Source organism: Bartonella krasnovii (assembly GCF_003606345.3).
Lineage (GTDB): Bacteria > Pseudomonadota > Alphaproteobacteria > Rhizobiales > Rhizobiaceae > Bartonella > Bartonella krasnovii.
This window is the reverse complement of sequence record NZ_CP031844.2, coordinates 897,513-921,227: the sequence shown is the minus strand read 5'-3', so window position 1 is coordinate 921,227 and position 23,715 is coordinate 897,513. Positions and strand designations below refer to the sequence as shown.

The 23,715-nt window shown below is 40.3% G+C and carries 30 protein-coding genes and 1 pseudogene; 7 read left to right on the top strand and 24 right to left on the bottom strand.

All coding sequences use genetic code 11. The annotated features are described in order from the left end of the window. Position 1: 1 nt before the first annotated feature. From D1092_RS03875 to D1092_RS03835, 9 genes are all read right to left on the bottom strand, one after another. Positions 2-385, bottom strand: coding sequence for a hypothetical protein (locus D1092_RS03875; protein WP_120122782.1), 384 nt, complete (start codon positions 383-385; stop codon positions 2-4). Positions 386-426: 41 nt separating this feature from the next. After that, positions 427-1,884, bottom strand: a complete 1,458-nt coding sequence (locus tag D1092_RS03870) for a hypothetical protein (protein ID WP_120122266.1) — start codon at positions 1,882-1,884, stop codon at positions 427-429. Continuing rightward, the gene (locus tag D1092_RS03865; RefSeq protein WP_120122781.1) at positions 1,884-2,582 is read right to left on the bottom strand and encodes a phage adaptor protein; all 699 of its coding nucleotides are present in this window, start codon (positions 2,580-2,582) and stop codon (positions 1,884-1,886) included. The genes D1092_RS03870 and D1092_RS03865 overlap by 1 nt, the downstream gene beginning before the upstream one ends. Before the next feature lie 74 nt (positions 2,583-2,656). Beyond that, positions 2,657-3,106, bottom strand: coding sequence for a hypothetical protein (locus D1092_RS03860; protein WP_120122265.1), 450 nt, complete (start codon positions 3,104-3,106; stop codon positions 2,657-2,659). 30 nt (positions 3,107-3,136) lie between these two features. After that, a complete protein-coding gene (locus D1092_RS03855; protein ID WP_120122264.1) occupies positions 3,137-4,279 on the bottom strand; it encodes a N4-gp56 family major capsid protein in 1,143 nt (380 codons plus the stop codon). Between the two features lie 98 nt (positions 4,280-4,377). Next, positions 4,378-5,289 (bottom strand): hypothetical protein, encoded by a 912-nt coding sequence (locus tag D1092_RS03850; protein ID WP_120122263.1) that lies wholly within the window; start codon positions 5,287-5,289, stop codon positions 4,378-4,380. Between the two features lie 11 nt (positions 5,290-5,300). Next, entirely contained in the window at positions 5,301-7,349 is a 2,049-nt protein-coding gene (locus D1092_RS03845; protein WP_120122262.1) for a portal protein, read from the bottom strand. After that, the gene (locus tag D1092_RS03840; RefSeq protein WP_120122261.1) at positions 7,334-8,659 is read right to left on the bottom strand and encodes a PBSX family phage terminase large subunit; all 1,326 of its coding nucleotides are present in this window, start codon (positions 8,657-8,659) and stop codon (positions 7,334-7,336) included. Before D1092_RS03840 ends, D1092_RS03845 begins: the two co-directional genes overlap by 16 nt. Beyond that, a complete protein-coding gene (locus D1092_RS03835) occupies positions 8,640-8,975 on the bottom strand; it encodes a hypothetical protein (RefSeq protein ID WP_120122260.1) in 336 nt (111 codons plus the stop codon). Before D1092_RS03835 ends, D1092_RS03840 begins: the two co-directional genes overlap by 20 nt. Positions 8,976-9,282: 307 nt before the next feature. Here D1092_RS03835 and D1092_RS03825 point away from each other — a divergent pair, with 307 nt between their 5' ends. Continuing rightward, entirely contained in the window at positions 9,283-9,993 is a 711-nt protein-coding gene (locus tag D1092_RS03825; RefSeq protein WP_120122259.1) for a hypothetical protein, read from the top strand. A 187-nt stretch (positions 9,994-10,180) separates the two neighbouring features. Here the strand turns inward: D1092_RS03825 and D1092_RS03820 are convergent, their stop codons facing one another. The 10 genes and pseudogenes from D1092_RS03820 to D1092_RS03775 form a co-directional block, all read right to left on the bottom strand. Continuing rightward, complete coding sequence (locus D1092_RS03820; protein ID WP_120122258.1) at positions 10,181-10,513, bottom strand: type II toxin-antitoxin system PemK/MazF family toxin; 333 nt, start codon at positions 10,511-10,513, stop codon at positions 10,181-10,183. Next, the gene (locus tag D1092_RS03815) at positions 10,513-10,770 is read right to left on the bottom strand and encodes an AbrB/MazE/SpoVT family DNA-binding domain-containing protein (protein ID WP_120122257.1); all 258 of its coding nucleotides are present in this window, start codon (positions 10,768-10,770) and stop codon (positions 10,513-10,515) included. The genes D1092_RS03820 and D1092_RS03815 overlap by 1 nt, the downstream gene beginning before the upstream one ends. 94 nt (positions 10,771-10,864) lie before the next feature. Next, positions 10,865-11,359, bottom strand: a complete 495-nt coding sequence (locus D1092_RS03810) for a hypothetical protein (RefSeq protein WP_120122256.1) — start codon at positions 11,357-11,359, stop codon at positions 10,865-10,867. Between the two features lie 54 nt (positions 11,360-11,413). Next, positions 11,414-11,857, bottom strand: a complete 444-nt coding sequence (ssb, locus tag D1092_RS03805) for a single-stranded DNA-binding protein (RefSeq protein ID WP_120122255.1) — start codon at positions 11,855-11,857, stop codon at positions 11,414-11,416. A gap of 275 nt (positions 11,858-12,132) precedes the next feature. After that, on the bottom strand, positions 12,133-12,996 hold the full coding sequence (locus D1092_RS03800) for an LbetaH domain-containing protein (protein WP_120122254.1): 864 nt from the start codon (positions 12,994-12,996) through the stop codon (positions 12,133-12,135). A gap of 248 nt (positions 12,997-13,244) precedes the next feature. Next, positions 13,245-13,754, bottom strand: coding sequence for a hypothetical protein (locus tag D1092_RS03795; RefSeq protein ID WP_120122253.1), 510 nt, complete (start codon positions 13,752-13,754; stop codon positions 13,245-13,247). A 182-nt stretch (positions 13,755-13,936) separates the two neighbouring features. After that, the gene (locus D1092_RS09610) at positions 13,937-14,317 is read right to left on the bottom strand and encodes a hypothetical protein (RefSeq protein ID WP_174767382.1); all 381 of its coding nucleotides are present in this window, start codon (positions 14,315-14,317) and stop codon (positions 13,937-13,939) included. Further along, the gene (locus D1092_RS03785; RefSeq protein WP_120122252.1) at positions 14,301-15,488 is read right to left on the bottom strand and encodes a DUF1376 domain-containing protein; all 1,188 of its coding nucleotides are present in this window, start codon (positions 15,486-15,488) and stop codon (positions 14,301-14,303) included. The genes D1092_RS09610 and D1092_RS03785 overlap by 17 nt, the downstream gene beginning before the upstream one ends. Then, positions 15,478-15,866, bottom strand: a pseudogene (locus tag D1092_RS03780) (hypothetical protein). Before D1092_RS03780 ends, D1092_RS03785 begins: the two are co-directional and overlap by 11 nt. Before the next feature lie 84 nt (positions 15,867-15,950). Continuing rightward, positions 15,951-16,262, bottom strand: a complete 312-nt coding sequence (locus tag D1092_RS03775) for a hypothetical protein (RefSeq protein ID WP_241440230.1) — start codon at positions 16,260-16,262, stop codon at positions 15,951-15,953. Between the two features lie 110 nt (positions 16,263-16,372). Here D1092_RS03775 and D1092_RS03770 point away from each other — a divergent pair, with 110 nt between their 5' ends. The 6 genes from D1092_RS03770 to D1092_RS03745 all read left to right on the top strand — a co-directional run bounded on the left by D1092_RS03770 (position 16,373) and on the right by D1092_RS03745 (position 20,595). Continuing rightward, positions 16,373-16,990: a LexA family transcriptional regulator gene (locus D1092_RS03770; RefSeq protein WP_120122250.1), complete on the top strand. Its 618-nt coding sequence runs from the start codon at positions 16,373-16,375 to the stop codon at positions 16,988-16,990. Between the two features lie 173 nt (positions 16,991-17,163). Continuing rightward, the gene (locus D1092_RS03765; RefSeq protein WP_120122249.1) at positions 17,164-17,577 is read left to right on the top strand and encodes a hypothetical protein; all 414 of its coding nucleotides are present in this window, start codon (positions 17,164-17,166) and stop codon (positions 17,575-17,577) included. A gap of 224 nt (positions 17,578-17,801) precedes the next feature. Next, complete coding sequence (locus tag D1092_RS03760; protein WP_174767357.1) at positions 17,802-18,566, top strand: ERF family protein; 765 nt, start codon at positions 17,802-17,804, stop codon at positions 18,564-18,566. Between the two features lies 1 nt (position 18,567). Further along, positions 18,568-19,191 (top strand): lambda exonuclease family protein, encoded by a 624-nt coding sequence (locus D1092_RS03755; RefSeq protein WP_120122248.1) that lies wholly within the window; start codon positions 18,568-18,570, stop codon positions 19,189-19,191. Positions 19,192-19,303: 112 nt separating this feature from the next. Further along, complete coding sequence (locus D1092_RS03750; protein WP_120121873.1) at positions 19,304-19,555, top strand: hypothetical protein; 252 nt, start codon at positions 19,304-19,306, stop codon at positions 19,553-19,555. Positions 19,556-19,557: 2 nt separating this feature from the next. Next, on the top strand, positions 19,558-20,595 hold the full coding sequence (locus tag D1092_RS03745; protein WP_120122247.1) for a tyrosine-type recombinase/integrase: 1,038 nt from the start codon (positions 19,558-19,560) through the stop codon (positions 20,593-20,595). A 55-nt stretch (positions 20,596-20,650) separates the two neighbouring features. On the opposite strand, the gene D1092_RS03740 is transcribed toward D1092_RS03745, so the two are convergent. From D1092_RS03740 to D1092_RS03720, 5 genes are all read right to left on the bottom strand, one after another. Beyond that, positions 20,651-20,950: a HigA family addiction module antitoxin gene (locus tag D1092_RS03740; RefSeq protein WP_120122206.1), complete on the bottom strand. Its 300-nt coding sequence runs from the start codon at positions 20,948-20,950 to the stop codon at positions 20,651-20,653. A gap of 15 nt (positions 20,951-20,965) precedes the next feature. Next, positions 20,966-21,247 (bottom strand): type II toxin-antitoxin system RelE/ParE family toxin, encoded by a 282-nt coding sequence (locus tag D1092_RS03735; RefSeq protein WP_120122246.1) that lies wholly within the window; start codon positions 21,245-21,247, stop codon positions 20,966-20,968. 756 nt (positions 21,248-22,003) lie between these two features. Next, positions 22,004-22,984, bottom strand: a complete 981-nt coding sequence (locus tag D1092_RS03730) for a phage late control D family protein (protein ID WP_120122779.1) — start codon at positions 22,982-22,984, stop codon at positions 22,004-22,006. Beyond that, positions 22,984-23,238, bottom strand: a complete 255-nt coding sequence (locus D1092_RS03725; RefSeq protein ID WP_120122245.1) for a tail protein X — start codon at positions 23,236-23,238, stop codon at positions 22,984-22,986. The genes D1092_RS03730 and D1092_RS03725 overlap by 1 nt, the downstream gene beginning before the upstream one ends. Continuing rightward, positions 23,235-23,705 (bottom strand): phage tail protein, encoded by a 471-nt coding sequence (locus D1092_RS03720; RefSeq protein ID WP_120122244.1) that lies wholly within the window; start codon positions 23,703-23,705, stop codon positions 23,235-23,237. The genes D1092_RS03725 and D1092_RS03720 overlap by 4 nt, the downstream gene beginning before the upstream one ends. Positions 23,706-23,715 lie beyond the last annotated feature (10 nt).

Here is a 23,715-nt window from a genome sequence, read left to right as displayed (position 1 = left end):
GTTAAAGCTGCTTTCTATATTCTAAAAGATTCACGAAATAGCCATGCGATTTAAGGGATTTTTCCCACCCACGCCGACCGATAATGATAAGTTCTTTCGCCCCTTTTCCTTTGTAATAGGCTTCAATTTGGGGAATAAGCTTTGTGAGGTGCGCTCCTCCTTTTCCCCCAAGCGTGACAATAACCGCCCGCAAGACTCCAGTAATGAGTTCTTGTAATTCTGTTGTGACGTGCGCCATAAAGTTTTCCTGTTCATCTACAATAATCCAGAGAAGCTTATCTCCCTTCAAAATATCATTTAAAATAGTCTGTGGCGTATAATCATCAGGGAATTTTTTATGAAAATAAGATATTGATTTTATAACCTTATCCAAATAGGGCGCCATTTGTTCAGCAGTCCATTTTTGCGTGTTATAAATTCTAAAACTCATCTTATACCTGCAGGTTTTAGTGTCACATCAAAGCCTGTTATATGAGACCATGGTGTACCTTCTGGTATTCTCAGGCGCAAAGCATGATAACGTGCGCGTGAGCGAATATTGTACATCCCACTGCTATAGCCCGCGTAACGTTCTTTTGCCCAATTTAATTGATTTCTATCATCAATGATAAAAGCAGCTCCAACGCTTAAAAGACCATTTGTCGTATCTGCTTGAACAAAAGCCTCACTCATCAGATTAATCTGTCTTCCTGTATCGCCTACAGTTTGTGAAGCAATGACCGCTTCCATAGGAGGACCAGCAAAAAAACCAAATCTATTGTTTGGTGTAAATGCTCCCAACATTGGCGCGCCATTTTGCCACATTTTACTATCAAGCGAAGCGTGTAAATCTTTCAAGCATGCTTGTACTTCGTCTAAGCCTTCTAAGGTATAACCTGCCGCAAAGAGGGGAAATAAGAGAAGTGTCTCTCCTTTAATGACACTCCATATTTGCAAAAGCCAATCATAAACATAGATATTCATCCCCATAATATCGTCATTTATAGAAAAATAAACACGCGAATAGACCGGATCAATACAAGCTTTCATCTCATCAATGGCAAAGTTACTGTAAAGCGTAAAGATAGTTTTATCGACTTTGCCAAAACCAATAGGTAACATCTCACCTGCATTATTGATTTGATAAAACCCATCATCAGAAACAAAAAAAGTATAGTCACCACGACTTGCAATTGTGCTGCTGCTTTTTGCTCCTATTTTGTCTTTTATTTTTACAAAACTAAAGATTATTTTAGACCCTGGAACAAAGGTTGCATGATAAATAGCAGAACGCATAAAAATCAGCGGATTGGTTGCTTGTGTAGACCCTTGAACAAACTCACCATCGGGAAAATCTTGATAATCGCAACTTTTCTCACCAACTGTCCAATGTGTTGCATCATTGAGACCGGACCAGTGAATACGATTAGGCTTGTCTGTTAATTTCATCAAACAGACAAAATCTCCCCAGATACGAACAAGTCCAGCACGCGGGGGATTCCCTCCTAAATCGTCAAATCTGTCTGCTGTCTGTAATGCCAGTATTTGCGGTGTGTCATTGTTATTAACGGCAATGATGTAATCGCCAAAGAGAGCAAAAGACCAAGGTGCTGTTTCATTGGCATGATATTGTTCTCCAATCTTGCTAACATCTTTCCAGCCGCGCGTGTTGTTATCATATTCGTAAAGCTTTGTTGATGTTCCTACAATAATGCGCACACCACTTAATGAGCGTACTGCATAGACCCCTAAAATGACATCGGGAAAAGGTTCTGAAACCGGTGCAACTTTGGGAACTGGAATATAGGAGTTGGGTGCAGGCAAAACATTCACGATCTCACGAGAATAACCCGTATTAATAAATGCAATATCGGGTCTAAATTCAGCAATAGGAATAAAAGTCATCAGAAATCCGTATGTTGAATTTTGAGCAAATTCTTGCGCCGTGAGGTTTCGATTTGAAGCGCATCGAGTTGCTCTTGAAACATAGCAAAAGCTGCCGCTGCCATCTGTGGTTCTTTAATAATATTGGTATAAATTTCATATTTTGCCCGCGTTTTGATCAGTTCATAAGCTTCCAAAAACCATATTGAAGCTTCTTGTGCACTCTCAATATCTTTTATTCTGATAGGATCAAGAATAAGCCTGATAGAATAGATACGGTCTGGTGTTGGATACAAGACAAGCTTTTGTTCAAAATAACTGTATCGTGTGGGCATACTGTGGTTACAGTCGTCCTCAAGGTTTTCAATAACGAGCGGGTCTGTAGGCAAAAGCTTTGATTTACTGCGATTATCTTCATAAATATAAGCATCAACAATGCGAACAGCCGCTGGAATAACTGGATTTTCCTCAGCTCCATAACGGCTTTTCCCCTTGAGAGTGGTCAAAACAACTTCGCGACTTTCATTGAAATAAAAAGGCAATCGTTCGCAAAAGCGAATAGCCGAAAATATCGCCCTTTGCACTTGATCAACATATTCATCTGTTTGATCATCTATTTCATCCTGAATATCGTTCATCATCTGAATGAAATTTTTATCCCAAGGAACAATGGTCTGTTTGTCGCCAATCGGACCACCTGTCTGTACTATTATCGTCATATAACTCTCTTCCAAATGTCTTGGGGCATCTTGTGTGGGAGGGGGACGCAAGCAATAAACGCCCCCTTGCGCCTTTAACGATTGGTGTAAAACTCAACAATCACCTCAGTATCACCTTTGGCGCTTTTCTTGTCTCGTGTCATATAAATCGTTTTTTCAGCTTCTAATGGAACATCCCGTATCTCCATAGGTAGATACAGATTGCCATCGGTAGATTGCGTAAGGTCCACATCTCCATAATCATTACCATGAGGCTCTTTTCCAAATGTAGCTGTTACATCTTCAAAATCCTCCATAGTATAAGCTGTAATGCTTTTGATAAAAGCCCCTCGGGGGAGAACACCAATTTTCGTTATCAACCCTTGATCTGTACATTTAACACGCGAGCGTAAAAAACTAACCTGCTGCGTACAATTGTTGCGTCCTTGTAAAACAGGCGGCAATCCCTCATCTATCATGGCAACGCTTTCCACGGTTTCAACACTTTCACCAGGTTCCGTTGTATTTGGTGATGTTTTTGCCATCATTGTCATCCTTTCATGAAATTAAAATTGTCAGCTGATTTCAGCAAAAGAAGGGATAACAATCGTGCCAAAGTCTTGTCCCCCTTGATCAGAATGCGGCAAGGTATAGCGTGATTTTTTCATGCCAATAATGGTTTTTGCTGCCAAACCAAATTCACGTTGATAATCAAATAACTCTTCAACAAGTTTATAGCGTGTCCCTCCTTTTCCATCACCTCCTGTTGTTCCATTTCCAACGCGCCCATAAGCCATGATAACGCTTTGTGCCCCAAGCAACACAGCACGACGAACAGAGGGAACAGGTTCTTGTGTCTTTGAATTGATACCATTTGGTACATGCTCCGCTTCACGCAAGATGACACCGTTATACATACCCAGAGAGCCATCAAAAATTGGGTTTTTAGACCGCGAACCATCGTAAGCTGCTTTGGTAATATCTAACCATTGCCCGCTCTTTGTATTGGTACGCAATTGGGTAACCTGTGTTGGGTGGAGATACATCACATAAGCGGTTTTTCCATCGACACGAACAGGACGCAAGCGTGGATTAGCAAGTTTAGCGCGTTCAACAGCTTGATCTATAAGATCTAATGTAAAAACATCCTCTTTCGTAAGGTCTTCATCCGTTTTTTTCTTATTGGCACGAATAATACGCAACTTGCTTGGCTCTAATGGTGCATTAAAGCCATAATGCACCGGTTTAAGCGTTATGGTACGCCCCTCAAAATGAATCCATGGTGCTGTATAACCTGCTGCCTGAATAAAAAACATCAAGCTTAAACGGTCTGCATACCAATCAACCAACCCATCTTTTGCTTCTTTACGCAAATTAAAGGGAACACGTTGTTGATCAATAGAGCCTTCATATTTGATGCGCACAGCATGAGTAAGCTCGTTGATGCGCACCTTTTCATTCATAAATTGGAGGGCTTCTTCATTGCCTTCCAGCGTTTGTCCCTCGCTAACGCCATCCCCCATAAGTTGGACGCGTAATCCACTCGTAACGGAGTCACCAGCGGATTTTCCGAGCACATCCAACACTTGGATAATGCTGTTTTTGCTCTCCCCCATCAGCGGTGCAATAGGCAACGCTTTTGAGGTCTCTGTGTTTAGCATCTTAGCCCAAACGCCAACGGCTAATGGGTCATTGAGCTTTACTTCTGTTACTGCCATTTCAATCAATGCCTTTCTTGGTTTTAAAACTCGCCTTGCGGCTCCCCCAAACGATAAAAATCACTTGGGTTCTCTCTGTCGCGCCATTGCGCACATCTTCATGCTCTACTCATAATTTGTTCAAATTTTTTGGGATTTTTCTCAACCCATGCTGCAAATTCTGCTTCTGGCATGGAGAAGAGCGTTCTCACATCCATACCACCTGTTGGAACTTGCCCGCCACGCGCCGTAAGCGTCCGCGCTGCTTGAGAGCGCTCTTGAAGGACTCCCACTTCGTCCTTAACTGGTGCTCCACTATAGCCAAAAGCTTTCGCTTTTTGCACCAGCACCTCAATTGGATTTATACCGGCTTTCTGACACTGCTGGCATATTTGGCGCAATTCTGCACCAATTTGCTGTTGCCGTGCTACAGGGTCTTTCCATTGCGGATAAAGGCTTGCTTGCGCTTGTAGAACATTGTCTGCTCTTTCATAGAGATAGTCCGTGATACTGTCTAAATCTGGATATTTATCTTGTACCTGCGCTTTGGATTCCTCGAAATAATCCCCTAACTTTTGACGTTCATATTCCTCTTGACTCATGCGCTCTTGGCTCTCTCTCATATGAGAAAACTCATCAAGCAATTTCTGTTGTTCCTGTACCTTATGACTAAGCCATGCAACATGTGCTTCTGGGTCGTCTTTTAGAGAGGGAACATTTTCATCACGGCGGCGTGTGATTTCTTCTTGCATTGCAGCATATTTTTGCGCAAGTTCAATAGCCAATTCACGCGCTTCAATGGCGCTTTGTTCTGCCTTTTGGCGTGCTTGCCGCTCTTGCTCTAATTTATCAGATTCTATTGCATCAGAACTTGGCTGCTCCTGAAGAGCTTCTACAGGTGGCTGTTCAGAACTTTCCTCTGCTTCAAACACCTCTTCAACTTGCTCTGACTCGACCAACTCAACAGCATTATCACTGGCAAAATGTTCGTCATAAATTGCTTGTTCTTCAGGTGTAAACTCTTCTTCCATATTCTGTTCCTTCAATGTACTATTATATTTTTTGTCAAAACTCGATAGTGTTCCAACTGTGCCTGTAAAGCTTTGCGTTCTAAATCACGCTGCGCTATCTCATTTTTTGCCTGTTGCAACTCAAGTTGCATCTGCGCTTGTTCTTGCTTCAAGAAAAGTTCGATATTTTTCTGCTGCAATGCCGCTTGTTTCTGCTGTGCATCAAGTTGATAAAGTTTGCCCTTTGCTTGGCACTCCTGTTGTAAAGCTGCAATCTTTGCTTGTTGTTCTGGCGTTAATTGAGCTCCTTGGCTTTGTTGCATCTGCTGTTGTTGTTCTTGTTGCGCTTGCTGTGCTTTTGCCGTTAAATTTGCTACCAATGTTGCCGGTAGTGGGGAAAGCTTTAAAAGATCTGGAATCATCTCCGGTGTTAAGAACCCACCAAGCAAAGGCAACATCTGCGTAATTGCCGCAAAAGTTTTCTCTTTTTCATTGGGGCTTGTCGGTGAATCATCAACAATAATGTCGTATTCAAGCGTTGTGACAGCTTCACGTGTTAAGGGTACATACTGCGCATTTTCTGCTCCAGAAATACGTACCAAACGCCCATCAGAAAGATAATTTTGAATAAGATAAAGGATAATCTTTCCCTGTCGACATCGATAAAGCTTAAGATTATCAAACAGCCCCGCAAGCAAATTAAGCGTTGATTGCCGGCGTGTATTTTCCAGCACATTGGCTTGATTAACCTCTCTTGTGCCGATAAACTCAGCCGATAACCCTGTTACATGCGTTATCGCTTCACGCGATTCATTAAACAGCTGGAAAAATCCATTGGGAAATTGTGCACTTGGCTTTGGTTGAATTTTCCCTCCTGTAAGCGCGCCATTTTTAACCCAAGTAATCGTATCCGTTCTCGCCCAGCTTTCTAACGCTTGGCGATCATCATCGAAAGCGCCTCGTTCTGCCATCAAGCCGCCCTTAGACTGGCTATTAAGGATATACATCACTTGGCTAAAATATTTATTCGACCATTTTTGTGGATCTTTTGCGGGGAGAACAATCCCGTAAAACTGGTTTTTAAGCTTATCCAGCGTGCCCGTGATACACTCCCACCCAAGTTGTCCATCAGGTGCTAATGGCTTATCGGGCTTTGCTAAAAGGCGCCGCCCCAGAAAAGCGCGTCTCACCACTTTTTTATTAAAACGCGCACCTTGTAACTGTGGCATTACCCTTTGAAGCTGTTCAAACTCCTGTTTGCTATAGTTGCGCATCTGACCGGTTTGAAGATCAGGCGCCTTGTAAGTGGTCTCATATTCAAACCAACGGCATTCAACAAGCGTAACATAGCGTTTCCCAGAACACGGCTCTGAGAGAGAAGACGCACTGGAATCATCTTGATACGCATCAAGCGACACATGAGAATCCTCAGAAGCGGTTGTACTATCGATAGCCCAATCGGCGTTAAGATCTTCAACAGAAACATCAGGAAAAAGACTTTTCGCATCCTCAACGGATTTGCGATCAACATACCACATACGCTGTGCGTCAATGAGATTTGGTCTTACAGCATTGGCATCCCAAACCATTTTTAAGGGATCTAAACGTTGAACAGCGGGGGTTCCTTCAGGATTTGTTTCATAATCAAGCCGCGTATCTGTCCAGCCCATACCGCAAATAACCATATCCTGAAAAGCATCGGAATCGGCATATTCCGCCTCTGCCTCATCACGAAACCATTCTGCTGCACCGGTGAGCAATTCATTAGATATGGCTGCTCCCACTTGTCGTGGTTGAAACTGCACTTCACGCTTGTTGTTACGCTCTGCCCCAACAATTGCATTAACAAGGGGTGCAATGCGATTAAAGGTCATGACGGGGCGCCGCTGCGCCTTTAAAACCGCAAGATCTTCTTCTGCCCATTGACGACCATTATAAAAATCAAAATCTTCGCGCGCCTGTTCACGCCATTCATTAACGTGTTCAATATCTTCCTTATACCAAGATTTTAAGCGCCTATAGAGTTCATATTCATCAAAATATGTCGTTTTTTTATAGTTATGATTTAGAATGCCATCCATGACGCCGCTTCTCTTTCCATAGTGCAATAACGTTCTTGTTGCGGTTTAATACGTGGTGCTTCATAAACAATGCACATTAGTCCAAAGGCATCGGCTGCATGACTCGACCAATCATGCTCTGCACCCAAACCAATGCCGCGCTTCTCATCCCATTTCTCGTGATACCAATTCAGTGCTTTGCGCCCTGCTACCGTCATCTCTTCATTGAACCAAACTGAAGGTAAAATACGCCGCACCGCCTCTATCCGCATCTTGACAGCTCCCGCCCCTTGATTAGGAATGACCTGCGTTTCAAAACCCGCATCATTTAACGCACTCTCAAAACTCACATTGTGCACACGGTCTCTGGTCGCACCGTCATGGGGTAACACCATCAGTGCCTTCTCATAACCATTGTCACGCAACCAGCCGATATGCTCTGACAACGGCTGCCCTTGTGCCTCGTAATAATCCAGCACTCTGATCTCCCTGCCAACAAACTGCGCTATCCAAATAGCCGTTGCATCTGCCTTGGCACCTGTGCCCCCAATATCCCAAAAGGCGCGTATCTGCATCAAAGGGTCACGCGCAACACGCCCTATCCGCCCCTCCTGCTCGGCTGCCAACATCTCCTTTTGGTAGTAAGCCCCTTGAACAGCGGTAAGATAAGCGCCCTCCCATATATGCTTATAGGTCTCTGGACGGTTTCTCAGATCATCAAGCCGCGCTTCATTCAAGATCTTTGGAAACTTCGGGTTATCTGACCAGTTGATCTCTACACGCTTAATCGCCTCATTGTCTGAAAAACGAAAGCGCTTCTCAACGGGAGCATTGTCTCGTAACGGGTTCCATGTCACCCATAACTCTGCACGCCAATCCTCTCCTTCTTCACGCAACGTCGGTATAAGTGTCTGCCAAGCTGTCTCTGTGACGGGTTCTGCCTCATCAACCCAACAGAGCAATATCCGCCCCATCGATTTAATACTGGCGATATTACGGTCTAGTCCACAAAACTGAAAGGCTATACGACCATCATTTGACTTAATCGAAGCCTCTCCAACTTTATAATAGTCCTTCAAAAAATCATGGACTTCAATAGCACGCTTAATCTCCTCCAATGAACTTTCTGCGAGCGAATTTTGGAACTGACGCGCACAAAGGATAGTCCCTGATATTCCTCCCATACCAAACTGATAGCCTTTTAAAGCAGCCATCAAAGCAAAGGACCTTGTCTTTCCAGACCCTCGTCCACCCCAAGCCGCTCTGACCAAAGCATCCCCTGCAAAAAGTGGAATAAGCTTTGGTACAATCTTAATCTGTCTTGTCGTCATTCATTGTTAAAGGCGCTATTTCCACACGCCCTATGATCTTAATGCCTCCCCCATCTTCTCCTGTCACTTGCAAAGGCAAAATCTTACCAAGCAACGCTAAATAAGCCGCAGGGCATTTAATCGCTTGCTGTTCCAAATAAGAAATCAATCCCTCTTTACCATATTTACTGCCTGCCAATTCAGCAGCTTTAATGATTGCCTCTTTAAGAAGACGTGTATTCTTATTCGGTACCCCTTTAACACGCCCTTGACCAGCATTGGGTGGCAGAGGCTTTTTGGTCGGCTGTAAAACCTGTTGTGTGTTTTCCGATGTCATAAATTCCTCCCTCCAGATAATAAAAAACCCCGCAAACGCAGGGCTCTAAACAATCATATCATTATAAAAGGGGTTTAACGAGAAACGATCTACTGTAATTTTGGACGCAATTCGACCAGTACAGCAGCGCTATGAAACACCATTATTTACACCATGTCAACAAAAAAATCACGATATTGTATATTTTTTTATTTTCTTGCCTAAATCTAGTATCTTTAACAACCAACCACTCACAATTGTATCTTCTAAACGAATCAATTATACGACTGATAATTAATAAACTGATAATTAATAAAAAGGGGGAAAAATGTGGTTTATTATAGGAATTGTAATCCTTATCTTAATAATCCCAATATTAATTGATATTATTATATTATTAATTTGCGGTATTGGATTATTGCTAAAGGGCATATTTGAAATTCTAATCACCTTACTAAGTATAGTAGGAAACGTACTATTAACAATAATATCACCAACAGTAGAAACTATTAACTATGCCTTTGCAAAGGATAAAAGCGAATGGAATGAAATAATTGAAAAGCGAGAAGAATTTAAAAAACATAGAGCGATTAAGAAAAAAAGCGGAGAAAAAACAAGAGATTATTACTTTCGCTTTGCCAAACGCAGCTTATTTTTACTCTTGCGCTTAGTGGGATTATCCTATTTCGCAGCAGCAGCGACTTTAATAATTATTTTGTCTACATCGTATATAATTGCCACATGTTTTCCCCACTCCTTTGCGCCTTATTTGATAGGAATAATTATTTTGGTGCTTACTCTTCCTCTTACAGTCTGTATAGCACCAATCCAAGATAGAATCCAATTGCTACCGAATTTGTTCTTACTACATGTATTAATTCTTTGGATTCAGTTTTGCAAAATCATATCTATGGAAACTGTGTTTTATATCGCATGCTTTGAAATGTTTGTATATATATTATGTAGCTTTTTTCACGCGGTATTTATAGCAGAATTATTAGAACAACAATCACACCTTTTGAAACAAAATAATAGATAATTTTCTTAGTTTCTTATATCTAATCGTCTCTAATCGTCCAAGCCAAGCTCTTTCCTCACCTCTTCAGAAATAAAAAGGGTGCTTTTTGCACATAGAATAAATTATTTTTCCTAGTATTTAAAAGACGTACAGAAAACAGTTCACGCCATACTGCTTACTTTAACATCGTTCAGATGCGTAAACAAAACTACGTGAGAAATGTTGCTAGCTTAGCAAGAACTTCGTTCATTATCATAGGGGGAACTGTTTCCATTTTTTTACCCTGACGCGCTCCAATATCAAGAGCACGTGGCTGGTCACAACGTATCACGCCTGTTGTATGCAATCCTACTCCCATTAATGAGACAGCAAAACCTGCTGTTCTAGCAAAATTCCCCCCGCTTGTAATAGGCAAGACAATAGGTGTTTTCGTTACACGATTAAACGCTTCTGGTGATACAATCAGTACAGGACGCGTTCCTTTTTGTTCATAACCCGAAGATGGGTCAAGAGATACAAGCCAAATCTCTCCCCGCTTCATTACAAAAGCTCGCTACCAACAGGTTGAGCATCAAACCACTCTATATCCTCATCCGCAAAATCAACTGAAGGATTACATTGGGCTAATAATTCATCAAGAGTGTAACTTGGAAATGTTTGTGGCTTCACAATCAATTGTCCATTATCAACAGCCAAGCCCACTTGTGTGTTTTCAGTAAGATGGAGAACATCAAGCAAGACAGGTGGTATAGAAAGCATCACTGACCCTCCAACTTTACGTAATTTTGTTGTATACATAAAACACCCTCTCTGAAATATTATATAAAAATATAACACCTTAAAAACTATTTCAAGAGCTTTTGATGCTTTTATAAAAATACTCGTAAAACATTTACCATTTATTTTTTTGATCAAAATATTTCTGGAGAACATTCAGAGCAATTCGCAAAGAATTCACAAGATGTGGCAATGTTTGATCTTCTACAACAAGATATTGTAAAGACGTATAAAGATTATACTGTCTATAGAGATGTTGTGTTTCTTTTATCGCCTCTTGCATATTAGAAAACTGTTCTGTTGCAAATTCAACCCATTTTTCTCTTGCTGTCTCATCAGAAGATGATGGTATTTCATCATACACAGCGCTTGGCAAACCTTTTGCACACGAATAGTCATTTTTTACTTCAAGATATTTTTGCGCAGCATCATACTGTTCTTGGGTAAGCACACCTTTTAAACACAGCCGCCCAACATAAGTACCAGAAAGCGGATTTTTAGCCTCTTCTATGGTCAAGCAGAAGCGCTTTGCACGCATTTCAATTGCCAATTGATTAACAGGATCTTGACGTACTGTTACTTGTGAAATGTAAGCATCTTGCTTTCTCATACATCCCCTCATCTATGGAAACTCACATTTTTTTCTTTTTGCTATATCTTTAAATCAAAACGGCATGCTGTCATTAAGAGATACGCTATAATCGGAGGCACCAGAGGCGATAGCATAACTTTGAGAAGTAATGGATGAAGGAGTGGATTGCTCTTTTTTTGCATCAAGCAACTGCAATTCGCCTTTGTATTGTGACAAGACAATCTCTGTTGTGAAGCGGTCAATACCGTTTTTATCTTGCCATTTGCGGGTTTGTAATTTGCCTTCTACATAAACTTTTGAACCTTTGTGTAAATACTGAAGCGCAATTTTTGCCAAATGTGGATTAAAAACCACCACGGAATGCCATTCAGTTTTTTCTACTTTTTGGTGCGTGTTTTTATCTGTATAGCTCTCAGAAGTAGCCAACCTAAAATTGACTATTTCGGCACCAGAATTCATTGTTTTGCTTTCGGGGGCGGCTCCAAGATAGCCAATTAAGATCACTTTATTCAACATGTTTGTAAGTTCCATTCGATTTGCACTTTATATACGTAAAATCCTAGCATAATTTGTTTATTTTTTCAATTATTTCAATAAGATAATAACGTATATTTATGTATTATCAGTATTAATGGTATTGCTCTTGTTAAATAGTTATTATAAGTAACTGAATATACAATATTAATGTTACTTAATCGCTTGCATTTTTACATGTTTTTTATAGCAAAACAAAAGCCGCCCCCATTTAAGACGCGGCTTTTTTGCTATAAGGCGGCTACCCGCCCCTTAATTTAGGCTGTTTTATCTAAAATTTTTTCACTACCATCAGTATCATCACAAATCTTTTGCTTGCCATTAATAACGGCATTGCCATAAATTTTCACACCCTCTGCAATAATAGACCTGTTAGAAACACATGCATCATCATAAATTTCTACTTTTCCATAAATACGAGCATTCTCATAAACCCGTGCATTCCCATAAATCTTGACATCTTTATAAACAGCCGCTTTGCCATAAACCCTAGCATTATCAAAAATATGAGACCCCTCACAGACATGAGCAGATCCTGATACTTTAGCATTGCCATAAACAGAGCCCTTTACATGAGCACTATGCCAAACTTTTGCATCGTCATAAATTTTTGCCTCTATACAAATAAAGGCTTTGCCATAAACCACGGCATTGTCACAAACTTGACCACAAATTTTTGCGTCCCCATAAACCTTAGCATTATCACTAACCACGCACTTGCCATAAATCCGCCCCTTGCTACGACACCACACGTCACTACAAATGTTGGCATTATCATAAATATGAGCATTGCCATAAACACGGGTATCGCTACCATAAACCTTAGCTTTTCCATAAATCTTGGCATTGCCATAAACTTTGGCATTGTCAGCAACAGCAGCGTCATTACGTATTTTTGCATTTTCAGAAATGAAAGCATTCATAATAACCATAGCATTATCATAAACCCAACAATCTCCATCATGGGATAAGTTGCGTTCATGTTCAATAAAGCCCCCAAGGTCCCCTGCCTTGACATCATCAAAATCTCTTAAAGCACGAATGCGATAAAGGTTTTTAGGTTGACGAGTTTCAATATCGTAAACTTGTTTTGTTCTGTCTGTAATTTCATATTTTTTCATTGGAATGTTTCCTTATCGTAATGAGGTTTCTATTGACACCCTAAAAGGGCGTCGGGCGCTAGAAACACGGCGATAAGTCCGCTGTATGCTTTCCCCTAAAAAGGGTTTTGTATGGCATAACCACACCCGACATGAATCATCATACGCTATTCACAGCATAAAAGACAGTCAGTATTCTAAAAAATGGGAAAGATCTTATCGTGATCTACCCGCTTATCGCTAAGTGTTTCTACACACTTGAAATCTTCTTAAACGAACTTTCTTTCACTGTCAACATGACTTTGCGATTTTTTCACTTTTTTGTACTTACCTAATTGAATATCAAGCGCTTTTTCTAGCTCTCTGTCTATCTCTTCACTCGATAATGGGTAGCCTCTCTCACCATCATTCGTTATCTCACAAATCAACTCATCATCTTTTGTACGTTTTTTATCTTTTGTACGTTTTTTGATTTTTGCATTTAACTCGTCTATTAACGGTTCAAAATTCAATACGCTTTTTGGTAAATTCCCACCGTATAGCCATGCTTTCACTTGCGCCTTGGTACTGTAATCAACATTCGCAGGTATCTCATAATCTTGATATTGACCACCATCGAATTCCTCATATTCTCTCATTCCATCTTCATATTCGTAAAGGTTATAAAAATACTCTTCAACCCCTAATCCCCATGGTGCATATCCCACTGCTGTTGCAATAAATTTTTTGTGCATGGTCTGTTTACTCTGTGTTAAGAACAGACGTTGTAAAATTTGCATGTCTTTATCCTTAAATTTGCCAATAGGGTTATTTGACTCAAATTTGATTATATAGAGCGTTTTGTATTGCAGATATTGGATTTATTATAAAATCTTTAAATCGCTCTGTACGGTGCCATTTTATTGATTTAAATGCATATCTATTCCCAAAATGATCAGCACTTTTCACTATTTTGCTGTTTTTATGCTGCTTTTGAATTGTTATGATGCTTTTCATCGGGCTCGCCTATTCTCGTGAATGAAATACGTTTACCACCCAATGCCTTGTTGCGAGTATTTTCAATGGCTATGAAAACTTTCTCAGCCACTCCCAAAAGCCCGTTTTCTAAATCACGGCAATACTGCACAAGATCAGCACATGAAGGGACAAACGTTGTTGACATGCCTTTGGCTTCTCCACGTATAAGATTTTTAACAGCCTGCAACAAAGCCCAGAGTGAAATGCCGTTAAGAGCAGCGATATAAGCCTTTGCACGTGCTTCTGCATTGGAAACTTTTTGCATTGTCAAACCACCTTCAAGCACATCAAGAGCCTCAGCAATGTCTTCAACAGACGCTTTCAAGGTAAGTAAGTTTTGGACTGTCTGATAGGTTGTGAAAGCTTGTTCCTCTAGAGCTGGTGTCAATTTCACGCCACTGATCAAGGTCCATGGATACTCCCTTGTGACGTATTGCGCCATCTGTTGTGCAATGTCTTGAAGTGGAGTTGCTAAATCCTGCTTCACGGATAAGGTTACGGATTGTCTCTCCGGTACCACCACGAGTTTTTTGATCTTTTGAAAAGTTTCCATTGTTTCCACCATTGTTGTTTGTGTTTTTTGTTTTTTCTAAATCATCAACCGCCTTGCGTACCCAATTACGCCATGTTGCTTGCCAATCTGTTTTGCGTGCGTCCTTGCCTGCTTTGGCTTTCCAAAAATCTCGAAACTTTGCGATCTCGATTTTGATACGCTCTGGAGGCAAGCCCTCTGTGAGTGCAAAATCGTAATCGGGTTCAAAATCCGCAGGGATACGACAGCCTCGATTAGCTTTCGCTTGTTTTGCTTTTTTCGGAATGTTTTCTTGCTCGTGAATGGGAGGTTGGTTTTCTACACCCGCTTCGATTTGTTCTGGTCGGCTCTGGAGGGTATCACCCTCGATTGGCTCTTGAACCAAATCGTTTGTTTCTAAATTTTCAGAACCAATTTCTTTTTTTGCTAATACGATAGTATTAGTTTTTTTATTATATATGTTATTGTTATTGTTAATGGCATCATTAAGCATTGCATTAGCATTGCTTGTAGCATGCTTAAGCATATCGTTAGCATCATGCTTAGCATCATTAAGCATTGCTTTAGCATCATGCTTAGCATTTTGATCATCGCTAATTGTTTTTTCTTTATGATGTTTTGCCCATTTTGCTTGCGCTGCCTTCTGTGCTCTCTCTGAAAATTTATTTATATTTTCATTTGAGTTATTGAGTTCTTCCTCAACATCTGAACTCCACAAACGACCATCGTCTAAAGAAATGATGTGCCCAGATCTAAATAAATAATCTAACGCCTTTTCAAATCTTTTTACTGTACAACAAGTAAAATGAGATAATACTCGTGAATCATTCAAAAGAGGTTCACGCGTGTGTAACATTCTTATTCGCAACTTCACATAAACATTGACTTCCATAGGTGGTAAGTCAGAAAGTTTAAATAGCCACTGATCTGTATTAAGTCTCGTCCATGGTATTTTACTGGACATGCATACCCCCTTCTTTCTTTAAATATAAAATTGCCAAAGCATCTGCTTCATTATCATCTTTAGGCGCGTGCCCTTTTGCACACACCGCTTTAATCATTTCTTCTTTTGAAGCATTACCCTTCCCCGTTGTCGCTTTCTTAATCGTACCAACTGGAATGCCTTCATACGGTATCTGATGATGTTCACACCAAGCCGTTAAAGTTGCTAGAAAGCCACCGTAAACATGCGCTGCATCAGTACCCGCATACCACCGCCTTCAAAACGGCGTGATTGAAAATGTTCTGTATCACTTGTTATGTGACCATCAGCACCACGTATCGCCCACCCTGTCTTAGTGCCTAGATCAAGACAGAGAATGGTTTGTGCGTTAGTGATCATAATCCCCCCTTAAGGCTGTTGCGTATTTATGCGTGCGCATGATGACGCGTAATCTATTTATTTGATCTCTTTATTTTTGCCTGTTTAAGAATGTGAATGCTGCTGCTGGTGCTCGTTGTTATCTGTAGGGGCAGGTGTGCTAAACTTTTTCATTAAATGGAGCATATCTTTTTTTGACTTTGTTATAGGATGAATACCCCTATGGTATTTATTCGCATAATTATGGAGAAACCAATCTAATGTAACCCAAGATAGGCCTTTGGATTTAGACACTTGGATAATTATGTTCCAATATTTTGGAGAAATACTATTGCGGTCACGCATTTTACGCGCAGCTTCATAGCTACATCCGATTTCTTCAGCAAATCGGCGTATAGATCCCCAAGATTCAATCAAATTTTTGATACAAAAATTATTAACCATGGCAACAATAGTACATTACGTACAATTTTAAATCAAGGTAAAATAGTACACAATGAATGAAAAAAATAGTGGATAATGTACGAATGACTTATTTGCCAAAAGATAGACTTAAAATAGCACGTAAAAACGCTGGATATGCAACACCAAGCGAAGCGGCACGCGCTATACCGGCTCTTAATCAAAATACTCTTATTAGTCACGAAAATGGAAATCGTCCTGTTTCGCGCCAAAAAGCCGAGCTCTATGGACAAGTATTTAACGTTGATCCGGGATGGATTTTATATGGTGAGTCTCCTCAAGAGAATCCTAGCCTCAATATAAGTATTCCTCTTATTTCATGGATTAGTGCAGGAGAGTTAAGTGAGCAAGATGGGATAATGGATTTTTCAGATTATCCTATGACAGAAGCTGTTAACCTTCCTGCCGGTAAATGGATTGCATTGCGTGTAGATGGTGCATCTATGAATAAAATTAGCCCTCCAGATTCTATAATATTTGTAAATATGCAAGATAAAAAGCTTGTACCTAATGCCTGCTATGTAATTTCAGATGAATCTGGCCGAGCAACATATAAACGATACAGACCCAATGATAATCCTCCTTTTCAGCCTGCTTCATACGATAAAACAATAAAAGCCCCAAAACTTGAAGGTGCTATCTCTATAATAGGTCGTGTACGACGTACTATTCTTGACATGTAAGCAGTATGGCTTTCTGTTTACGTTATCAACAAGACAAGTACTGATTCGTCATTTTTTTATTTTTTTTGAAAAAATAGTACAATTTGTACTTGACTATGTATCGTTCATAATGTACTAAGATATCCATAAACCACGCATAAACAATCGCCAAGAGGCGTTAGGGAGGGGAAATTATGGAAAAGCCAATTCTTATTAATTCCAATGAAATTCTCTTAGTTCATTCAGTTTACTTCGATAGAGATGAACACATTGCAGAATCTGGACCGCTTGATGCAAGTCAAATTCTAAGCATTGTTAATGGGGTAGATGATGTTATCCAAATCTTTCGTATAAATCCTTCTGAAAATAGTTGTGAAGACATTTCTGAAGAAATTGCAGACGCATATGTAGAAGAAAATATCAAACATCTCTATGAGGAGAGCAAGGTTCATTACTTTATACGCGAAAGTGATACTTACAATGACCTTTTAGATGATTTAGCAAAAGAAAGATATAATGATGAGGTCTACGGTACTTATGAACAACAGCACCGTTTAACTCCTTGGGATGTCCTTCCAAACTACCCAAGCTATACGTCACGTTTCTAAAAGCACCCCTTTTTCAAAAAATTATCACACAAACCAATGCCGTTCTTTTCAAGAGCGGCAAAGGGAGAGTCTAACTTAAAGGAAATAAATCATGGAAAAGAACTATGAACTTACTGATGAAACTATAGCATCTCTATCGACCAACTAAAAAATAACCAAACGACTTTTAACACATGCGTGATTCACGCCACGGGTGAGTTGCGCTTTAAATGGAGGAAATCAAGATGAATGAACAAAGTACCACACAAACGGAATTAATGGAAAAAACAAACGCTTGTAAAACCAACTCTACAGCTATGGAACTTATTTTAGAAAGAGCCTTACAAAGTGATGTTGATCTGGAGCGTCTCAAGAGTCTTCTCGAATTGCGAGAAAAGGAGATAGAACGACAAGAGCGCCAAGACTTTGTCCGTGATCTTTCTGCTATGCAAATGGAATATAAAAACATCGAACAAAATGCCCTTAATACACATACTAAAAGTATCTATACAACGCTTGATAAATATATTGATGCAATCAAGGAAACTCTTACAAAACATCACTTTGCCTTGTTTTCTCAGATCAAAGAACAGAATTCAAACGGTATAACCGTAGAAATGACTTTAAAGCATATATCTGGCAATGAAATATCAACACAAGGAACATTTCCCTTTGACGCTACAGGGAGCAAAAACAGCATACAAGCGGTTGGCTCTACAATTACCTATGCACGAAGATACCTGCTAGGCATGCTTCTTAATGTAGCAAGAAAAGAAGACGATACAGATGGAGCCACAATTCTTGCTGGTATCTCTTTTGAACAGATGAATGAAATCAAAGAATTAATAGAACATACACAAACAAAGGAAAACGATATTCTTGCTTTTATAGGCGTAAAAAATCTCACACAGATGTCTTATAAACAAGCCCAAACCGTTTTGTTTGCTTTGAAAAAAAAGCAACGCTCGCAAATGAATAAAGCACAACAAGAGCAACAAAAGGCGGTGTGAAATGGAACAAAGAACAGCAGAATGGTTTCAAGCCCGTTTAGGTAAAGTCACCGCTTCAAACGTTTATAACGTACTCAGTAAAACAGCCAAGGGAATGCCTACAAGCAAATATGAAGACTACAAAATAAAACTTATGACAGAGCGATTAACAGAAGAAATAAGCCAATCTTATATAACGCCAGCTATGCAATGGGGCATTGACTATGAAGAAGATGCCTTGAGAGAATATGCATTCATTTATGATACAGAGGTCACAAGGTGTGGTTTCATTCAACATCCTACAATCCAAATGGCTGGTGCTAGTCCTGATGGGCTTATTGGTGAGGACGGTTTAATTGAGATTAAATGCCCACAATCATCAAATCATCTACGCTTCTTTATAGATAGTAATATCAAGCCCGAATATATCACACAAATGCAATTCCAAATGGCTTGTACGGGACGTAAATGGTGTGATTTCATGAGCTATAATCCAAACTTTGTAGGCAAATCCACTGGTTTGAGAATGAAGATCAAACGCATCAATCGTGATGAAGAACAAATCGAACGGATTAATCAAGCGGTCGAAATCTTTTTAGCAGAAATAGACCAAGAGATGCAAAAGATTTTAGCGAAAGCCGCTTGATGTTATGGGGGTGCTTTCTCCTCCCAGCACCCCCACCCTCTTACCAAAATTTTCAAAAAAAATCATGATTCACAACACGGGTGAATTGCAGCTAAATTTAAGGGGAACTGACATGGCACACCGCCCACCTACCATAACACAACCAGCCATTGCGCGCGCTTTAAGAGAAGCCAAAAAACAAGGCGCAGAGGTTGTAGAAATAAAACCTACTGGAGAATTATTAATTCATATCAATAAAACTATAACATCACCAACAACAAGGAATAATGCTTACAGTATTGAAGATTTTCCTCCTCTTGAAAATGAACAAGAAGAATGTAGTAATCACCCTTCTTGCCCCTCTGTTGACGGCATAGAATTCTAACCATGCCAAAGCGTCGTCCACCCTATCTTGTTCTTGAACGTACACGCCATGGTAAAATCATATGGTATGTCCGTATTGGTCATGGACCACGGGTTCGGATTGCAGGAACTTACGGAACACAAGAATTCGTTGACAATTATACACTTGCCCTTAAGCAAGCGCAAAATGGCACCTCCAAGAAAACAAAACAAAACAGACTTGTAGAGGGCTCTTTCGATTGGTTATTACATCAGTATTTACAAAGCATGCAATGGCATAATCAATCAGAGTCAACGAAAAAAGTTAAATATAGAATTCTAAATAATATTTCTAAACATATTGGTAATCGCGCCTATAAAAGTATAGAAAAACAACATATTCTTGATGCTGTAGAAAGAAGACGCAATACTCCCGCAGCAGCAAGACACTTTTTAACGGCTTTAAATGGTCTTTTTAATTGGGCGGTTGATAATGCTCTTTTAAACAGAAACCCCGCTTTTAATATCAAAGCCCCGAAATCTCTTAACACTGAAGGATTGCGACCATGGCTAGAAGAGGACATAGATAAATATTATCAACATTGGTCTGTCGGTACCCATGAGCGCGTATGGATTGATGTTCTTCTTTATACCGGGTTACGCCGTGGTGATGCCGTTCGCATTGGCTGGAAAGATGTTAAAGATAATATTATTCATCTCAAAACAGAAAAGAGCCAATTTAAAACAGATGTTTTTTTACCAATTTTACCTGAATTAGCAGAAACTCTTAAAATTGGTCCTATAGGTAATGAAACATTCATTTGTGGTAAAGGTGGAAATAAGCTTGTAAAAGAAAGTTTTGGCAACTTATTTCGTGAAGCATGTAATGCGGCGGGAATTAAAAAATCAGCGCATGGATTGCGAAAATTAGCAGCAACACGCGCTGCTAATGCTGGTGCTACAGTTTCACAAATGAAAGCACTATTTGGCTGGACAGAAGATAAAATGGCATCCCTTTATACCAAAACAGCCGATAGAAAACGCCTAGCAATAGAAGCAATTAAAAAACTTCAAAAAAACTAAGGCAATGGGTAGCAGCTAAAAACAAAGAAAAGCACCATAAAAGTTATAAACAAAATCAAAGCGGTGTTTGATTATCCTCAGAAACTAGAGGAGAAATAAGCGGTTGTGTCTGTTGCATTGTTTTCCATAAATTATAGTTTGTTTGCATATCTAACCAAAATTTAGCTTTACTAAAACCAGCTAATTCTAATTTAATTGCAAGCTCTGTACTCATAGAAGCATGCCCATTAATCACTCTTGATAGAGAAGCTCTTGTCATATGGAGGTGGTCGGCTAATTTTTGTATTGATAGCCCCATTTCTTCCAAGAAAGCTACTTTTAGAACTTCACCCGGATGTGCAGGATTATGCATCATATTTTGTTCCTTTCATCAATGGTAGTCTTGATAATCAACAAGCTCCACATCTGTTCCTATAAAGCGAAAAGTCACACGCCAATTGCCATTCACCCATATAGAATAATATCCTGTAAGGTCACCTTTAAGAGGATGCATTTTAAAGGCAGGTGCTTTCAACATTTCGGGCGTAGTAGCACTTGTCAAAGCTGTTAAGATAACGCGCAATTTTTTTACGTGATCTGCTCGAATGGCTTTTGTAGACCCCGTTGTATAAAATAATTTTAAGCCCTTATGTTTGAAACTCACAATTGCCATTACCACCCCTTATCGTATATCAATACTATACGATTAATAAAAATAAGAGTCAAGCACCATTGAACCAAATTTAGTTTCATATTTGGATAAAATAATTGAAAATAATCTATAAAAAGGTTCGGGATAGACAGAAAAATAAGCTAATAAAATCAATAACCATAAAATTCCCTTACCTTTATACAACTTATTGATTTTATATAAACATAGCATTCCCACCCCCTCCGCCACAGTACTTTTATCGTGCTATAACTTGTTGATTGTAGCTTGTGTAGCTTGCCAGCAGGTTTTGTATATTTTGACACCAGGTTTTGTACCAACTTATTTTATTTCACATGATTTTTCAGGGGGGCTCAAAGGGTCTTCAAAGACCTTTCAAAGGGTGTTTAAAGACCCTTTAATGAATCTTTTTTCTCTTCTCCTATAAATCACAATTTTTGATAATCAGTCATAAGTAGGAATCGCATTACAGGAATCGCATTATTTGAAAAGCAGCATGCATAAAATGGTATCTCTTCTTTTAGCATAAACTGCGTGATAGCTTTTCGGTTTTTTGAGGCATTATTAAAACAAAAGAAGCTTGGAGGAATTCAGTCAACTTGACCGTATTGCGTACCATTGATGCAATTGTGCAATGTTTGCACTATTGCCCTTTCTGCAGTTGGTGCAACTCGCACAAATTCCTCTAAATGTTTATCACGATCGATCAAAGGAGCAGGTTGCACCTTTGATTTTCTGTTTCTAACACGTTTAAGTTTCTCATGCCTCTTTTCCCTTATTTGGTGCCTCAAAGGTTATTTCTGTGATGTATCCGCTTTGCTTTTCATAGCGATGGGTCACGGTTGCAGCATGCCATGGTCCATTGATTTCGCCTCGAAATCCTTGTAGGAAAAGCGGTTGGCCCGCCATGATTTCAGGATGCCCCTCAAGGCTTAAAGAGCCACTGCCCATGGCTCGACAAAGCCTGTCTGATTCGGAGGCAGCTGCTGCTTGTGCTTCTTGCTCACAAGGATAGCACGTCCGCAGACGGCGAATGGGCCCCGTATACCCTGTGTGATGTTTGACGGCGTGTTGTTGCCCTTTTGCGCGATCAAAATACCGTGCTTCTATCATGCCGTATTGGGTACGCGGCTCGAGACTAAATTCCCAATGGGAACATTCCTGTTGATGAATGGTCTGGAGGGGGAGATTGTCCCCGCTTAAAAATAAAAACTTATTGTCCTTGATTAAAAAACGCGCCTGCATCCGATCAGCAAGGCGGGTTAAAAAATCAATCGCCGATTGATCGGTGCGCACCACATAAGGCAAGGTTTGTTTGGTAAATTTTTGGCTCACCTTTGCTTGATAACCATGACGTTTGGCAAGGCTCTCAACAATCTCAGCAATGGTTTTGTGGTCAAAATGTTCGCTTCCCTGTTCTTTGATCTCCGCACGCATGGAAGCGCTTTTGCCACAAAGGCGCAAAATCTCTCCATCACTGCCTCCACAACTGATCACCGTCTCCACAACAAAACGCCCCATAAAGGCACGAATGCTGTTCTCATAACCAAAGGTGACATGGAGCGCACTGTTCCTGGAGGGAATCTCTAAATCATTGCCACTATCATCAAATTCCGCCTCGAATGTATCGGCTTCATTCCCCGCATTGTCTGTGATGGTTGCCGTTAAAAGACGTTGGTAAAAAACTTCATGAACAAGCTTATCCCCTACCCTCACTTCAATAAAGGGATGTGTGCGCATTAATCCCATAGCCTTTTGACCACACTGTTCTTTTCATGGGAGATAAATTCAGGCAAAAGAACCTTTAAACCCCGCGGTAAAAAAGTATCATACCCAGCAATCTCTGGATTAGCCTCCAGGGTGGCTTCACAATAACCTTTCAGTAAACCCGCTTGCCTCCGATCTCCTAAAACAGACAAGGCATGATGATAACAAATCAGGTCTAAACTCATATCCTCAAGTTCGATCACGAGCTGCTTTGCGGGGATTTTCATGGGCTATCCTCCTCTTGCTCCCCTTGGTATTGCCCCACTTGATATTGACCTTGCGGCTTGCCCCCATCAAAAAACGGCAACAGGCTAATGGAATAGCGAATACGTCCCGATTGACCAGAGCGGCTAATATAATCATGGTCTTTCGTGACACTGGTAATCACCACACATCCAAGCATTAAGGCACTGTAGCTATCATCGCTCATCCAACGGATCATCTGAACGGGTTGAGCCGCACGTATGGTTCTGGTGATGGCATCAATGGCAACCCGGTCACCAAACTCTTCTGGAAACAACACACCATGGATGGTTTTGGCATCATTGCCATAGCCGGTAAATTGCAAACCAGGGGCCCCACCAAAACGCTCTAAGCAAACCCATGAGGCAGAGAATTCCTCTTCAAAAGATTGGTAATTAAGCCAGTCCACATAAAATTGGTGCGGTCCTAGCATCAGCAAAGGATCTTGCATGCTCCCTCCC

What these genes read in the sequence shown, in the direction of transcription:
- D1092_RS03765 (WP_120122249.1), top strand. Translation starts at nt 17,164, where the DNA reads ATGGAAAAGCCAATTCTTATTAATTCCAATGAAATTCTCTTAGTTCAT.
- D1092_RS03730 (WP_120122779.1), bottom strand. Translation starts at nt 22,984, where the DNA reads ATGCGCACACATCCCTTTATTGAAGTGAGGGTAGGGGATAAGCTTGTT.
- D1092_RS03795 (WP_120122253.1), bottom strand. Translation starts at nt 13,754, where the DNA reads ATGCAAATTTTACAACGTCTGTTCTTAACACAGAGTAAACAGACCATG.
- D1092_RS03825 (WP_120122259.1), top strand. Translation starts at nt 9,283, where the DNA reads ATGTGGTTTATTATAGGAATTGTAATCCTTATCTTAATAATCCCAATA.
- D1092_RS03875 (WP_120122782.1), bottom strand. Translation starts at nt 385, where the DNA reads ATGGCGCCCTATTTGGATAAGGTTATAAAATCAATATCTTATTTTCAT.
- D1092_RS03770 (WP_120122250.1), top strand. Translation starts at nt 16,373, where the DNA reads ATGACTTATTTGCCAAAAGATAGACTTAAAATAGCACGTAAAAACGCT.
- ssb (WP_120122255.1), bottom strand. Translation starts at nt 11,857, where the DNA reads ATGTTGAATAAAGTGATCTTAATTGGCTATCTTGGAGCCGCCCCCGAA.
- D1092_RS03735 (WP_120122246.1), bottom strand. Translation starts at nt 21,247, where the DNA reads ATGGCAATTGTGAGTTTCAAACATAAGGGCTTAAAATTATTTTATACA.
- D1092_RS03745 (WP_120122247.1), top strand. Translation starts at nt 19,558, where the DNA reads ATGCCAAAGCGTCGTCCACCCTATCTTGTTCTTGAACGTACACGCCAT.
- D1092_RS03755 (WP_120122248.1), top strand. Translation starts at nt 18,568, where the DNA reads ATGGAACAAAGAACAGCAGAATGGTTTCAAGCCCGTTTAGGTAAAGTC.
- D1092_RS03870 (WP_120122266.1), bottom strand. Translation starts at nt 1,884, where the DNA reads ATGACTTTTATTCCTATTGCTGAATTTAGACCCGATATTGCATTTATT.
- D1092_RS03750 (WP_120121873.1), top strand. Translation starts at nt 19,304, where the DNA reads ATGGCACACCGCCCACCTACCATAACACAACCAGCCATTGCGCGCGCT.
- D1092_RS03835 (WP_120122260.1), bottom strand. Translation starts at nt 8,975, where the DNA reads ATGACATCGGAAAACACACAACAGGTTTTACAGCCGACCAAAAAGCCT.
- D1092_RS03785 (WP_120122252.1), bottom strand. Translation starts at nt 15,488, where the DNA reads ATGTCCAGTAAAATACCATGGACGAGACTTAATACAGATCAGTGGCTA.
- D1092_RS03860 (WP_120122265.1), bottom strand. Translation starts at nt 3,106, where the DNA reads ATGGCAAAAACATCACCAAATACAACGGAACCTGGTGAAAGTGTTGAA.
- D1092_RS03850 (WP_120122263.1), bottom strand. Translation starts at nt 5,289, where the DNA reads ATGGAAGAAGAGTTTACACCTGAAGAACAAGCAATTTATGACGAACAT.
- D1092_RS03845 (WP_120122262.1), bottom strand. Translation starts at nt 7,349, where the DNA reads ATGGATGGCATTCTAAATCATAACTATAAAAAAACGACATATTTTGAT.
- D1092_RS03810 (WP_120122256.1), bottom strand. Translation starts at nt 11,359, where the DNA reads ATGAGAAAGCAAGATGCTTACATTTCACAAGTAACAGTACGTCAAGAT.
- D1092_RS03720 (WP_120122244.1), bottom strand. Translation starts at nt 23,705, where the DNA reads ATGCAAGATCCTTTGCTGATGCTAGGACCGCACCAATTTTATGTGGAC.
- D1092_RS03800 (WP_120122254.1), bottom strand. Translation starts at nt 12,996, where the DNA reads ATGAAAAAATATGAAATTACAGACAGAACAAAACAAGTTTACGATATT.
- D1092_RS03760 (WP_174767357.1), top strand. Translation starts at nt 17,802, where the DNA reads ATGAATGAACAAAGTACCACACAAACGGAATTAATGGAAAAAACAAAC.
- D1092_RS03740 (WP_120122206.1), bottom strand. Translation starts at nt 20,950, where the DNA reads ATGATGCATAATCCTGCACATCCGGGTGAAGTTCTAAAAGTAGCTTTC.
- D1092_RS03820 (WP_120122258.1), bottom strand. Translation starts at nt 10,513, where the DNA reads ATGAAGCGGGGAGAGATTTGGCTTGTATCTCTTGACCCATCTTCGGGT.
- D1092_RS03725 (WP_120122245.1), bottom strand. Translation starts at nt 23,238, where the DNA reads ATGAAAATCCCCGCAAAGCAGCTCGTGATCGAACTTGAGGATATGAGT.
- D1092_RS03840 (WP_120122261.1), bottom strand. Translation starts at nt 8,659, where the DNA reads ATGACGACAAGACAGATTAAGATTGTACCAAAGCTTATTCCACTTTTT.
- D1092_RS03865 (WP_120122781.1), bottom strand. Translation starts at nt 2,582, where the DNA reads ATGACGATAATAGTACAGACAGGTGGTCCGATTGGCGACAAACAGACC.
- D1092_RS03815 (WP_120122257.1), bottom strand. Translation starts at nt 10,770, where the DNA reads ATGTATACAACAAAATTACGTAAAGTTGGAGGGTCAGTGATGCTTTCT.
- D1092_RS03855 (WP_120122264.1), bottom strand. Translation starts at nt 4,279, where the DNA reads ATGGCAGTAACAGAAGTAAAGCTCAATGACCCATTAGCCGTTGGCGTT.